The sequence below is a fragment of the Desulfallas sp. Bu1-1 genome (genome assembly GCF_015594625.1).
Classification (GTDB): Bacteria; Bacillota; Desulfotomaculia; order Desulfotomaculales; family Desulfallaceae; genus JADNRQ01.
In genome coordinates this window covers 137,563-151,519 of the sequence record NZ_JADNRQ010000007.1, presented here as the reverse complement: position 1 = coordinate 151,519, position 13,957 = coordinate 137,563, and the positions used below count along the sequence as shown (strand labels likewise).

At 49.7% G+C, this 13,957-nt stretch carries 12 protein-coding genes; 1 reads left to right on the top strand and 11 read right to left on the bottom strand.

Annotated elements, in window-relative coordinates; translation table 11 throughout:
- A partial coding sequence (locus tag IT084_RS09285; protein WP_195712588.1) for a MerR family DNA-binding transcriptional regulator occupies window positions 1-84 on the bottom strand: 84 nt, incomplete at its 3' end.
- A 426-nt stretch (window positions 85-510) separates the two neighbouring features.
- Window positions 511-876 carry a hypothetical protein gene (locus IT084_RS09280; protein WP_195712570.1) on the bottom strand — a complete coding sequence of 122 codons (366 nt, stop codon included), beginning with the start codon at window positions 874-876 and terminating at the stop codon, window positions 511-513.
- 189 nt (window positions 877-1,065) lie between these two features.
- Here IT084_RS09280 and IT084_RS09275 point away from each other — a divergent pair, with 189 nt between their 5' ends.
- Window positions 1,066-1,755 carry a 4Fe-4S binding protein gene (locus tag IT084_RS09275; protein WP_195712569.1) on the top strand — a complete coding sequence of 230 codons (690 nt, stop codon included), beginning with the start codon at window positions 1,066-1,068 and terminating at the stop codon, window positions 1,753-1,755.
- Window positions 1,756-1,798: 43 nt separating this feature from the next.
- On the opposite strand, the gene alr is transcribed toward IT084_RS09275, so the two are convergent.
- From alr to IT084_RS09230, 9 genes are all read right to left on the bottom strand, one after another.
- A complete protein-coding gene (gene alr, locus IT084_RS09270; protein WP_195712568.1) occupies window positions 1,799-2,935 on the bottom strand; it encodes an alanine racemase in 1,137 nt (378 codons plus the stop codon).
- A 28-nt stretch (window positions 2,936-2,963) separates the two neighbouring features.
- On the bottom strand, window positions 2,964-4,517 hold the full coding sequence (locus tag IT084_RS09265) for an NAD(P)H-hydrate dehydratase (protein WP_195712567.1): 1,554 nt from the start codon (window positions 4,515-4,517) through the stop codon (window positions 2,964-2,966).
- Entirely contained in the window at window positions 4,518-4,904 is a 387-nt protein-coding gene (gene acpS / locus IT084_RS09260) for a holo-ACP synthase (RefSeq protein WP_195712566.1), read from the bottom strand.
- 103 nt (window positions 4,905-5,007) lie between these two features.
- Window positions 5,008-5,358 carry a hypothetical protein gene (locus IT084_RS09255; RefSeq protein WP_195712565.1) on the bottom strand — a complete coding sequence of 117 codons (351 nt, stop codon included), beginning with the start codon at window positions 5,356-5,358 and terminating at the stop codon, window positions 5,008-5,010.
- A 100-nt stretch (window positions 5,359-5,458) separates the two neighbouring features.
- The gene (locus IT084_RS09250; RefSeq protein ID WP_195712564.1) at window positions 5,459-6,229 is read right to left on the bottom strand and encodes a LytTR family DNA-binding domain-containing protein; all 771 of its coding nucleotides are present in this window, start codon (window positions 6,227-6,229) and stop codon (window positions 5,459-5,461) included.
- Window positions 6,219-7,538 carry a histidine kinase gene (locus IT084_RS09245; protein WP_195712563.1) on the bottom strand — a complete coding sequence of 440 codons (1,320 nt, stop codon included), beginning with the start codon at window positions 7,536-7,538 and terminating at the stop codon, window positions 6,219-6,221. Before IT084_RS09245 ends, IT084_RS09250 begins: the two co-directional genes overlap by 11 nt.
- 191 nt (window positions 7,539-7,729) lie before the next feature.
- Window positions 7,730-9,754, bottom strand: a complete 2,025-nt coding sequence (gene acs / locus IT084_RS09240) for an acetate--CoA ligase (RefSeq protein ID WP_195712562.1) — start codon at window positions 9,752-9,754, stop codon at window positions 7,730-7,732.
- A 464-nt stretch (window positions 9,755-10,218) separates the two neighbouring features.
- On the bottom strand, window positions 10,219-11,919 hold the full coding sequence (locus IT084_RS09235; protein ID WP_195712561.1) for a Na/Pi cotransporter family protein: 1,701 nt from the start codon (window positions 11,917-11,919) through the stop codon (window positions 10,219-10,221).
- A gap of 392 nt (window positions 11,920-12,311) precedes the next feature.
- Window positions 12,312-13,946 (bottom strand): long-chain fatty acid--CoA ligase, encoded by a 1,635-nt coding sequence (locus IT084_RS09230; RefSeq protein ID WP_243276871.1) that lies wholly within the window; start codon window positions 13,944-13,946, stop codon window positions 12,312-12,314.
- Between the last annotated feature and the right edge of the window lie 11 nt (window positions 13,947-13,957).

The following is a 13,957-nucleotide window of genomic DNA, read 5'->3' as shown; positions in this document are numbered from 1 at the left end:
TAAGCCGCGCTTTTCCCAGTTGCGCAGGCTATTGGGGTGGACGCCCAACTTTTTTGCCGCTTTACTGATGGTTAAAAGTTCCATGAATTTATGGTAGTTATTTTGTTATGTTTTGTCAATATTTGTTTGCTTGTTAGCAGCTGCTACATACCTCCTTTTCGTACTCCAAACTATATTTAGAAGTAAACAGATACTATATTCTTGCGCGCACCTGCTACATACCTCCTTCGCAAGCGAGGAGAAAAAAGAAAACGGCGCTCAAATGAGCACCGTATCAATGGCGATCCGGCTCATCTCAGCTCTCCTCGACCTAAAATCTTTAAAGATTCAATTCTCCGCTCCGCTCCAATATGGCCAAGTTATATGTATAGCATAAAAAAATTATATCATTTTAAAAAAAATACTGTCAATGAAATTTTTGTTAGCGGCTATTTGTTATTATTATGATTATGCCGGGTTATAGGTACAAAAATACCGCGGCTTTTTGAACACCTACCGCGGTTATTTTAATCAAAAGTTACTAGGCGCAATGCCTGTGCCGAGGTTTTTGACCTCGTTTTCGTAAATATAGTACTTTGCGCCACAGTTAAAGCAATTATAGTAGCCGATATGCTTTAATGTCCGGTCGGTGTGATTGCAGGCTGGACAGGTAAAAATTTTTACCTCGTACAGTGACCCGCAAACCAGCATAAAGAAACCCGCTACGCCGGCGATCGCACCACCGATAGCTCCGGCCAAACCCCAGGAAAGGCCGGCCACAACCGCGGTGACCCAGGCCGAAAGACCAACAATAAGCACTACGGATGCAAAAGCAAGTATCCTGACAAATATTAAAGCCGCTTCTTGATAATTATTTTTTATACGTGGACTTGCCAAAATACCCCTCCTCTCCACACTCGTTGTTAAATCTGTGCTTGAAATAATTATTCTTCATTTTTTAATTTATTCCTTTATCAATTGGGTGCAGATAAATCTTTTTCAAAGAAAAAATTATTCCCCCATATTGACCGATATCCAAATATCTGTATAATTTAATATATAAATATCCTATAAGGAGGTTATACCATGAAAGCAAGCCAGACTTCCAGCCTTAGAACAAATCTACAAGCGTTTACCTGGGTAGGCCTGCCGCTGGTGGCTATTGGCGGGTGGTTTTACCCGCTGCTTGGATTTTTACTGTTTGGATGTATGCTGGGCGCCGTGGGCATGTCGTTTTTCCGCGGGCGCAACTGGTGCGACTGGATGTGCCCCAGGGGCGCGTTTTTGGACCTGGCGCTGGGTCGCACCAGCCGTAAAATAACCATTCCGGCTTTTTTCAAGAACGAAGTCGTACGGGTGTTTATGGTCGTAATAATCTTTACCGTAATCGGGATTCAATTTTACCTGGCATGGGGGAACCTCCGGGCTATGGGTCTTGCTCTGGTCAGGGTGCTGACGGTGACAACGGTGATTGGCATACTACTGGGCTGGTGGATTCACCCGCGCACCTGGTGCCGCATTTGCCCCATGGGAACAGTGGCGCATTGGATCGCGCGCGGGAAACAACCGCTATATACAAGCAGCAGTTGTGTTTCGTGCGGCATTTGCGCCAGAGCGTGCCCCATGCAGCTGAAGCCCAATGAGTTTGCAATTGATGGCACGTCCAGTTACAGTGATTGTTTGAGATGCTCTTCTTGCGTCAATAGTTGTCCCCAAAAGGCCTTATCATTTGATAAAATTCATGGTGATAATAAGGTATGCCGGGAAGCAGCGTAAATCGCTATTCCGTCCGTGATAATATCCGATACACGACCAGTGATTAATTTTTACCTTCCAGGTAATAACGGGGTACCCGGGCGCTGATCATGCAGAGCACTTCGTATGCGATAGTACCAATTTTTCGGGCGATTTCATCCGCACTGATCCGGTCGGAACCCTGGTCGCCCAGCAAAACGACTTCTTCGCCGGTTGCAATGCCAGGGATATGCCCAACGTCCACCATGAACTGATCCATGCATACCCGGCCAATTACGGGGGCCCTGGTGCCGCGGATCAGCACCTCGCCCCGTGAGGAAAGCAAACGGCTGTAACCATCGGCGTAACCCGCTGGAATTGTGGCTACTACGGTGTCTTTGGTTGTGACATAAGTAACCCCGTAACTGATGCCGGTACCGACGGGAACCCTCTTAACATGCGCCACCCTGGCCTTCACCGCCATGGCGGGAACCAGGGTGGCGCGGTCTTTGCGCACTTCACCGGACGGGTAAATTCCGTACAGGGCAATGCCCGCCCTGACCATGTTTAGGTGGGTTTCGGGCAAATCGATGATACCGGCGCTGTTGGCCGCGTGCCGGCATGGAAATTCAACCCCTTCTTTGCCGAGAGCTGATATGAATTGGGTAAACTTGTGCCATTGCTGCCAGGTATAATCCTTGTTTTGACAATCTGCCGCCGCGAAATGTGTATAAATGCCTTCAATATCAAGACTGGGCAATCTACAAATGCGGACAACCTCTTCCACCGCCGCGCGGCCGGGAATAAAACCAAGGCGGCCCATGCCCGTATCTACCTTGATGTGCACAACGGCCTTTTTCCCGGCCCGGGCGGCGGTTGCGGAAAGCTGTTCGGCGGCCTCGTAACTATAGATCGTTTGAATTAGGTTGTTTTCCAGTAGTACTTCAAATTCCTCCGGTACGGTATAGCCCAAAACAAGTACCGGGGCGTCAATCCCCGCCTCTCGCAGGGCCTTCCCCTCGTTCACCCGCGCCACCCCGAGGCGGGTGGCCCCGTTTTGCAGGGCCACCCGGGCCACCTGTTCGGCTCCATGACCGTACGCGTTTGCCTTGACGATCGCCATGACCTCGGCGTTCGGGTTGGTAATCTTTTTTAGCTCCCTGGTATTATGGGCGATTGCGTTCAAGTTGATTTCCGACCATACCGGAGCTGGATATTTCATTGGTACCCCTCCGTACAGCGCTTGATGTCTAGGTTTCCTCAATATGCTTAATTACAGCAGGAAGATTTTCCAATAGGTCGGAGGCCAGCAAGCCAGCCATGCCCTTTTCCCTGGCTGCAATGTCTCCCGCCTCGCCGTGCAGGAATACTCCCGCCGCAGCCGCGTACAAAGCCTGCATGCCCTGGGCGATAAGCCCGGCGATAACGCCGGTGAGCACGTCTCCCGTGCCCCCGCTGGCCATGCCCGGATTGCCGGTGCCATTGATGAACAATGTACCGTCGGGCCCGGCCACTGTTGTGCCTTCTCCTTTCAACACTACCACGCTGTGCCAGTCCACGGCCTTTTGGGTGGCAATGTTCAACCGGTTGTTTTGTATTTGACCCGTGCTGCATCCGGTTAATCGAGCCATTTCGCCAGGGTGGGGCGTAACCACCAGGTCGGACTTGACAACGCGAAACAGCTCCGTTTTCCCTACCATGGCATTCAATCCATCGGCATCAAGCACACAGGGTATCTCTATTCGCAATAAAATTTCCTTTACCACGGCAGCTGTTTCATTATTAGTGCCCAGTCCCGGCCCCAGGGCCAGCACGTCCGCCCTGCGCGCGTGGTCCAGTATTTTATCCAGGGATGACCGGCTTAATGTGCCTTTTTCGGTTTCCGGCAGCGGGAAGGTCATTACCTCTGTGAGCTTGGTCTCCGCGATATCATGAATACTCTCGGGTACTCCCAGGGTTACCAGCCCCGCTCCGGTACGGGCCGCCGCCTGGGCGGCAAGCACGGCCGCCCCGGACATGCCGCGGGATCCGCCGATAACCAGCACACGACCGAAATCACCTTTGTGCTCGGGGCCGGTACGCCGGGGCAACCAGTCACGCACTAACTGCTTAGTAATATAAAAACGCCTTGATTCACCCTCGGAGGTAACGGCGGCGGGTATAGAAATATCTACAATATGCAATTGACCCACATATTCGGAGGCGGACGGCAATACCAGCCCCAGTTTGGCCAGAGCAAACGTCACCGTGTGATCCGCGCGTATACACGGACCGTTCACGCGCCCGGTATCGGCTTCCAGGCCCGAAGGTATATCCACCGCCACTACCGGTTTACCGCAAGCGTTAATGGCCTCTATAACCGGCGCCATGCGCTCTTGTACCGCGCCCTTGAAACCCGTTCCATAAAGCGCGTCAACCACCAGGTCCGCGTTCATCAGCACCAGTCGAACCAGATTGATATCGTTGTCCCTGGTTAAAGAATATACCTTTTGCCCCATTTTTCTCCAAATATTTAAATTAACGAGGGCGTCTCCCTTAATTTGCTCATGATCGGCGGCTAGAAAAACATGTACTTCCGCACCCGAATTAAATAAATGACGGGCTACTACAAAACCATCGCCGCCGTTGTTGCCCTTGCCGGCAAAAACAGCCACGGTTTTGCCGCAGGGATCACCGAGGATACCGGTAATCACATCGACTACCCTTATACCCGCGTTTTCCATTAAAACCAGGCCCGGGATGCCGTATTCGTTAATTGTTTTTTGGTCCATTTCACCCATTTCCCGGGCAGTTACCAGCCGCAATCAATTCACCTCCTTACCTATTGCCGTGGCAAAGGCTACCGCTCTTCCGCGGTCATGCGAGATGGAAAGCAATACCTCGTCAATGCCCTTTTCCCGCGCTATGCGCTTTGCCGTCCCGGTCAGAGTCGCTTGAACCGGTTGATTTCCCCCACCGAGTATTTCCACCTCATGCCAGGCCGTTACTCCAGTGCCCAAGGCCTTAAATACCGCCTCCTTGGCAGCGAATCTGGCGGCGAAACATGGCCAGGGATTGCGCCGCCCGGTACATAGGCCAATTTCACCGGGCGTGAAGATGCGCCTGGTGAAGCGACCCCCACTGTTTTCGGCCGCCTTCCTGACTCGTTCAATTTCGATTATATCCGTTCCCAAACCGATCAAGCGGGCCATGTGTAGTCACACTCATCCAAGCCAAATTTCCATTGTGCATCTTAATTCCACATCTAAAAGAAAAAACCTGCCTTTCAGGTATGAAGATAATGAATTAACCAGATTACCCACTTTCAAATGTACTGTTAAACTTCCCGGACAGCTTGAAATTCACCCATTCCGGAAATGAAATTCCCGACTTTGCAAAGAATTCACTTTCCTGGGCATTCTGCTCGTCTTTTTGTCGCAAAAAATCCCTTACTGCCACGCGCAGGTTGTTGAACAGGTCCTGATCTACAATACCTTCTTCCATTAATAACAATCTCAAAGATAAATTTTCTTCTTCCAACACTTTGACACGGCTGAAAAGTTCAATCAACATCAGCCTGGTGACATCTTGGTCAATTTCTCTCTCTACGTTGCCCAGCATGGACCAAATTTTTTTGTCGCTCAACATTTCCCATACAACTTGCATTTCATCACCAAATGATAAATTATTTTTACATAAGATTATTAACTAAAAATCCTCGATCTATACGTTACAAAAAAAAATCACCTTCCAGCTGGGAAGGTGTTTAAAATCCAAGAATTTTTCTGAGCTTTTTAGCCTGGGCACGGCTCACAGGCACTTCGCTGTTTTCCTTGTCTTCCACTACCAGGTTATATGTTCCGTTAAAGAAAGGAACAATTTCCCTGACTTTATGCAAGTTGACCAGGTAGCAGCGATGGGTGCGGAAAAAGATTTGCGGGTTTAGCCTGGCCTCAAGCTCTTTTAAAGTGAACCTGGTAAACAATTTGTCGTTGTACGTCTTGATATAGATATAGTCCTGCTCGGTGAAGGCGTAAAAAATGTCGGATTCTGCAACAAGAACGGTTTTCCCCTGTTTTTCAGCCGGGACCCGGTCGATTTTAATCTGCGGTGTTTCCGGCTTTCCTTGGGACGTATCCTGTATTTCCCTGTCCGGACCGCCCGCGGTTTCCTGGTATGCTTTAATGACCTTGTCAATGGCTTTTTTCAAGCGGCTGGGTTCAACCGGTTTGAGCAGGTAATCCACAGCATTGACTTCAAATGCTTGAACCGCGTAATCCTCGTAAGCGGTAACGAAAATGACGTGGGGCTGTTTGGGCAGTTCCTGAATTGCCGCTCCCAGTTCCAATCCCGTCATACCCGGCATGGAAACGTCCAGGAAAAGAATCTGGTAATCGAGTGCCTTGATTAAGGCCAGCGCTTCTTGGGCGTTGGCAGCTTCGCCGACAATTTCAATATTATCGAAGTTATTCAGTAAATAACGTAATTCCTGGCGGGCAGGATATTCATCGTCAACAATTAGCGCTTTAAGCTTCACTTAAAACCCCCTCCTTTCCTAAGGTATGACAGGCCAAGGGTATCCTGACGTATACGGACGTACCTTCATCAGGCACACTTACGATCCGCAAGCCGTATTCCTCACCGAACAGGCCCTTAAGTCTTTCATGCACGTTGCTCAAACCGACACCGTTTCCGGAACCGAACCCGGGGGTCAAAACCTTGTCCTGAATTTGGGGGTCGATTCCCACGCCGTCATCTCTGATTACAATCAACATTTCATTCTCGTGCTTGCTGACCGAAATATGCACCGTTCCCTGGCCGGGTTTGGGTAGTATTCCATGTTTGATGGCATTTTCCACCAGGGGTTGGATGGTTAATACGGGAACCTTGTATTCCAGCAGTTCTTGATCTATTTCCCTTACCACACGGAGTTTTTCCCTGAACCTTGCTCGCTCCAGGATTAAATAAGTATTTAAATACTCAATTTCCTCTTTTAAGGTATTGAAATGACCGTGCCGTTTCAAAGCGTGGCGGAAAAATGACGCCAGCCTGATTAACAGGCGCCTGGCGGTTTCGGGGTTGGTACGGCTGAACATAATGATTGTGTTCAGCGTATTGAATAAAAAATGAGGGTTGATCTGTGCATGGAGGGCATCCAATTCCGCCTTGGTCACCAGCTGGGCCTGGCGGTCCACTTCGGCCAGTTCCATCTGCATGCCCAGCAGTTGTGCTACGCCCACCGCCAGTTTTACTATAGAATTGGTTATTCCCCCCTGCTTCGTTTGATAAAGTTTAAGGGTTCCCATAACTTCGCCTTTGCACTTAAGCGGCACGATGACGGCGGATTGAAGCGGGCAGTTCGGAACCGGGCAATCCAGGCCGTAACCGTCGCGCACAATTTTCAATTCCCCCGTTCGCACCACTTCTTTGGTGGCGATAGTCATGATCGGCCCTCCCGCTTTGTGGTGGTCGGAGCCGGCGCCTATATAAGCCAGAACCCGCTCCCGGTCCGTAATGGCCACCGCTGCTATGTCGGCGATTTTACGGATTATTTCGGCCGTAACAACCGCCGTTTCTTCGTTGAGGCCACGGCGTAAAAAGGGCAGCGTTTGGTTGGCGATCTGCAAGGTCGGGTCCAGCGGCTCTTCCGCGATGCCGGCATTTAATTTATTGCGGCCTGTTAAAATTAAAATGGAAATTAACGTGGAAACAAGACCGGCGGCCGTCATTATGGCCACCCCTTCCCAGAGCGGGGGCTGCCACAAGTAGATCAATCCCAGGCTTGCCGTGTTAAGCGCGATCCACATTACCAAGCACTGGCGTACCAGGGCATTATTTCTGGACATAAGTCCTCTCCCATTTAAAAATAATTAAATATTCCAAAAATTAGTTTACCATATTACTATTCGACAGTATAGTAGCTATTCCTGCAGTAACATAATTATTTTACCGGATAATCCTGGAAAGTATAAGGGGCAAGCATTGTTCAATGCTTGCCCCGTGTTATGGTAATCTTGCGGATCAGCCCTTTCTAGACTTATCCTTGGACCTGCTTGCGAATATGCTCGACAACCTCGGGGTTGGAGAGCGATGTTACATCGCCTACGTCGGTTCTATTGGAGATTGAAGCCAGGATGCGGCGCATAATCTTACCGGAACGGGTCTTGGGCATGTCGGGGACGATGTAAACCTTGTTCGGCCTGGCGATTTTACCTACGACTGTGGCAACAGCTCCCGATATTTTCGCCACTAACTCCTGGCTCGGTTCGTAGCCGGGCTTTAGGGAAACGTACAGGTCGGGGACGGTGCCCTTGATTTCATCCTTTGCGGCGATGACGGCTGCCTCTGCCACTTCCTCCACGGTCAGGGCGGCCGATTCAATCTCCTTGGTGCCCAGGCGGTGGCCGGCCACGTTAATTACGTCGTCCACCCGGCCCAGAATCCGAACGTAACCGTCAGCCGCCATCACGGCCGCGTCGCCGGCCATATAGGGCCAATCCCGCCAGTCTTTGCTTTCCGGATTCTTATTGTACTTGCCGAAATAAGTTGATACATAGCGGTCCCGGTCTTTCCAAATGGTCTGCATCAAACCGGGCCACGGGTTCCTGATGCAGATGTTGCCCGCTTTACCGGAGCCTGCCGGTATTTCGTTCCCCTCATCATCGAAGATCACCGGGTGGATACCGGGCACGCCCGGGCCGGCGCTGCCGGGTTTCATGGGTGCCAGGGCCGGTACGGTACTGCAAAGGAACCCGCCGGTTTCGGTTTGCCACCACGTATCCACAATGGCGGCCTTGCCTTTGCCGACTACATTGTAATACCATTTCCACACCTCGGGCTCGATGGGCTCGCCCACGGTGGTCATGTGCTTGAACTTGTAGTTGTACTTGGCGGGTTCATCCGGACCGGCTTTTCTCAGCTGGCGAATTGCCGTGGGTGATGTATGAAAAATATTAACATCCAGTTCTTCTGCAATCCTCCAGACGCGCCCGGCATCAGGGTAGGTGGGCACTCCTTCATAAATTACCGTGCTGGCGGCAATGGCCAGAGGACCGTATACAATAAAGGAATGCCCGGTAATCCACCCGATGTCGGCCATGCACCAGTAAACGTCTTCGGGATGGATGTCCTGGATTACCTTCGACATGTAAGCCACATAGGACAGGTAACCGCCAATGCTGTGCTGCACTCCCTTGGGCCTCCCCGTCGAGCCGCTGGTATACATGAGGAACAGGATTCCCTCGGCCGGCATGGATACGGGTTTGACATATGTTCTGGCATATGTTTTAAGCAGATCATTCATGAAATAATCCCGGCCTTCGATCATGGACGCCGAGGATGAGTACTTGCCGGGGTAGCGCTGCCAAACCAGCACCTTGTCAACTTGCTGGCCCAATTTGGCGGCCACGTCCACGGCCGTATCCCCGATGGACTTGTGATCAAGCAGCTTCCCGTTCCGGTAATAGCCGTCCATGGTGATGAGCACGCGGCTCTCGGAGTCCCAGATCCTCTCGCCGCAAGCCTGGCCGCTGAAGCCGGCAAACACCTGGGAGTGAATTACCCCGAGGCGGGCGCAGGCCAGCATGGTAATGGGCAGTTCCGGGGTCATCGGCAGGTGCAGAGTGACCCGGTCGCCCGCTTTCAACCCGCAAAAGTCCCTTAACACGGCGGCTGTTTCATTTACCCTTCTGTACAACTCCTGGTAAGTCATGTGCATAATAGGCTCGTTTTCAGGTTCCGGAACAAAGTGTATGGCGGTCTTATTTTTAAACTTGGCCAGGTGCCTGTCGACGCAGTTATAGCTGGCGTTGAGTTTGCCGCCGACAAACCACTTCCAGCAGGGGGCGTCACTTGTATCCAGTGTGGTGTGCCAGTACTGGTCCCAGTCAAGTAAATCGGCCATTTCTTTGAAGCACTCCGGGAAATTATCCAGGCTGAACCGTTCAAAGACTTTAGGATCGGTCATATTGGCCTGGCCTACAAATTCAGCAGGCGGGTAGTAATAATCCTCCTCTTGCCAGTGGACCGCGTAATGGGTTCCGCTTTTCTCCTGTTCGGACATAATATAAACCTCCTTTGGATTAAAATTACTTACAATTCTTATTTAGCTGTCAGAGATAAATAAATATATAAATCCTTTCCCAACCCGTCAAACCAATGGGCCCTGTTACGGATTATTTTTTTGTGGCGGAGACGTTATAACAAACAATAAATTATAAATTAAAAGATTATATATATTTATGTTAACAAACTTGTCACCCGGGCAGTGTTAACACCTCCCTTGATTAATAATCACGGCCTCGCCGCTCAAACATTTGGTTAAATAAATACCGTCTGTAATATATAATAAAGCCTATTTGTAAAAATTTTAAGAAAATTCAGCTAAGCAGCATTATTTTAAAGCTGAATGGTTTATAAACTCGTCCGACCATTAAACCCATTATGATACGTTTGGGGTCGAAATTTTTAAGCTTTGGGGTGGGCATAAAAAAAGCCGTGTTTTCCAAAACACGGCCCGGCAGGTGATTAGTTTAGCGTCATGGTAAGATCGTCGCAGCTGTGGACAAAATCGTCCGAGTGGTGGCTGGAATAAGCTTCGTTGTTTTCACCCATGACGACAATTTCATAGCAAATGTTTTTAATATGTTCGCTGATGCGCAGGAACGAGTTGATTAAATCGAGATGTAATGAACTGGTTGAAATGGATAAGGTGGTGCCGTCTTTCAAACGGTTGAAATGCTGAGCCCTGAGCTGCCGCTCCATTCTGGCCAGTTCCGGGTACAGTTTGGCCGTCTTTTCCGCCAGTTCCCTGTCGTTGGAAAACAGGGCCAGGTTGGCCATGCGCATCATATCGCATAACCGCTGGTGCATTTCGTTGATTTCCTCCCAACCGGCGTCGGAAAATTTGCACCCGCGGGCGATTTTGCAGCTGGCGATATAAGTGATATCTTTTTCTATAATATCACCGATGTGTTCCAGGTCGTTTACTATGTGCATGTAGCTCATGCACCGGTAAAATTCCTGGCGTGACAGGGGCTGGCGCATGACGTCGGTGAGGTACTGGGTTATGGACTTGTAAAGCACGTCAAGATAGTCTTCCTTTTTATTCAACTGGTCCAGCAGTTCAATGCTGCTTTTTTCAAAAATGGTAATAACGGAACAGGTCATTTCATAAACCTGGTCCGACGCGTGATTCACTTCCTTGGACACGAGGCCGAGCGCTATGGAAGGTGTGGTAATCAGCTTGTTATCCAGGTACTTGGGCTTCAATTCTTCCTGTTTCTCCTCGCGCCGTTCCGGGACGATTATTTCCAGGAACCTGGCAAAATATTTGGTAAATGGTAAGAATAATATGGCGATGCCCACATTAAACAGGGTATGGGCGTTGGCCACCTGGTAACCGGGGGTTGCGGTCAGCTTCGTCAGCAAGTGCGCGAATGGCGTGACAAAGGGAAACAGGATCAGCACCCCGGCCAGTTTAAAAAGCAGGTGGGCGGTTGCCACGCGCTGGGCTTCCCTGGAAGAGCCGAGACTGGAAATCACCGCTGTAAACGACGTACCGATATTGGCTCCGAATAACAGGTAGATTGCCGAATGCAATGAAATCATACCCTGCATAGCCAGTACCATGATAATGCCAACTGAAGCGGCGCTGCTGTGTACCAGAAAGGTAAATATGGCCGCGGCGGCAATGGCCAGTAGCGGGTAGCTGCTTGCGCTCATCAACATTTCCCGGAAAAAGGGCGCGTCACGCAGCGGGTGCATGGTATCGGACATGATTTTCAAGCCGAGAAACAATAGACCGAAACCGAGAAGCACCTGCCCCACCCGCTTGTACTTGTCCCGTTTGCTGAAAAATATGATTGTGGCACCAATACCGACAATGGGCAGGGAAATTTCTGTAGCCTTCAAGGCAATCAATTGGGCGGTAATCGTGGTTCCGATATCGGCGCCAAGGATTACCCCCAGCGTTTGTTTAAGCGTTAAAATGGATGCGCTGGTTAAGCCGACCAGTATCACCGTGGTGGCGGTACTACTCTGAAACAGTATGGTGACCAGAGCACCCACCACGAGCGCGGTAAACCGGTTATGGGTCAGTGTGCTTAAAATGTTGCGCAGCCTGTGCCCCGCGATTTTCTGCAGTCCTTCGCTCATTATGTACATACCGTATAGTAAAAGACCCATTCCTCCCATCAGTCCCAGAGTTACGGACTCCCATAAATCCACGCATTATCACCTCCCTTATAAAATTATAAATTAAACTAATGTTAAATTATTGTTAACTAAATGTTAAACTAATTGTAAACTGTTTCACAAATTTTTTCAATGTTTAAAAATACAAACTTCTATTGGTAATTATTAAAATTTGTTGATTTTTAAGAGGAAAATTGGCAAATCCATCGAAAAATAAACAAATATTTCTGGATAAAGGTTATTTTAGATAAAGGATGGCCCTAATTAATGCGTAAGATTTCGATATCTAAACTCAAACCCGGCATGAAAATCGGGCGAACGATCATAAATGCCAATAAATATGTAATGTGAAACAACCCCATCCTCCATGGATGGGGTTGCCGTTTAGTTGACTAAATAACCGGTAGTAAATCTATAAACAACACTTATTCACCTTTGGCTTGTTGTTTTTTGATTTCTTCCTCCCGCAGCGTGCGTCTTAAAACCTTGCCGACAATTGTTTTCGGCAGTTCGGTACGGAATTCCACCAGCCTGGGCACTTTGTACTTGGCCAGATTATCCCTGCAATATTGGATGATTTCCTCTTCAGTTGCCTGTTCCCCTTGCTTTAATACGACAAATGCCTTCACTGTTTCACCGCGATAGGGGTCGGGAACGCCGGCAACCACGGCCTCCAAGACTTTGGGGTGTTCAAACAGCACTTCCTCGATTTCCCGCGGGTAAATATTGAAACCCCCGGCAATAATCATGTCTTTTTTCCGGTCGACGATATAGAAATACCCGTCTTCGTCCATTTTGGCAATGTCACCGGTGTTAACCCAGCCGTTGCGTAGTGTTTTCGCAGTTTCTTCCGGCATGTTCCAGTAACCCTTCATCACCTGGGGACCTTTAATACACAGTTCGCCGACTTCACCAGGTGGAAGCTCCCGCTCACCGGTTTCCAGGTCGACGATCTTGCATTCGGTATCCGGCAAGGGGATGCCGATAGACCCTGCTTTGCGTAAGCCCATGATGGGATTGCAGTGTGTTACAGGGGATGTTTCGGATAAACCATAACCTTCCACCAGGTTGCCGCCGGTTAGTTGTTCAAACTTTTCCGCTACTTCCAGGGGTAGGGGTGCTGATCCACTAATACACCCCTTGATTGAATTGATGCCATATTCCTGCACGTTGGGATAGTTATTGATGGCGATGTACATGGTGGGTGCGCCCGGGAAAAATGTGGGCTGGTGTTCCTTGATCAATTCCAGGCATTGTTTAATTTCAAAACGCGGCATGATAATCATGGTGGCGGCGTTGATAATGCTGAAATTCATGCACGTGGTCATGGCATAGGAATGGAAAAAGGGCAACGCGCAAAGCACTTTTTCCTTGCCGTACTCCAGGTTCTCAAACCAGCTGCTGACCTGGAGGGCGTTGGCGGTAATATTGCGGTGGGTCAACATTGCCCCCTTGGAAACGCCGGTAGTACCCCCCGTGTACTGAAACACCGCAACGTCATCATCCATGTTTACCGGAACCTGGTCGAATTCCGCCGGATATTGCATCAACAACTCCTCGGCTTTTAACGCGTTTTCATCGGCGGTTCCGGAAGGTTGTCCAAGCATGAATAAAATTACTTTTTTCAGCGGTGTCACGCTGCGCACTTTGCTTATTAAGGGGTAAAAAGCGTCGTAAGCAATAATAATCTCAGCTCCGGAGTCATTTAAAATATGTTCCAGTTCTCTTTCCACATACATCGGGTTGACCTGCACCACTACCGCCCCGAGTTTTAATGTGGCCATAAAACTGAGCACGTACTGGGGGCAGTTGGGGGCCATGATGGCTACCCGGTCGCCCTTTTTGACCCCTAAATCGACAAGCGCATTCGCACACTTGTTGACCATAGCCTGCAGGGTTTGAAAATTGAGCCTTACACCGGCAAATACAGCGGCGTCTCGGTCGGGAAATTCCTTCGCTACTTTCTCCAGGTGTTGCGGCATGGTCAGGTCCGGGTAATCGATATGGGCGGGTACGGCCTTGGAGTAATGATTCAACCAGGGTCTGTTTTGGTCTGGCAATGCGGACACCT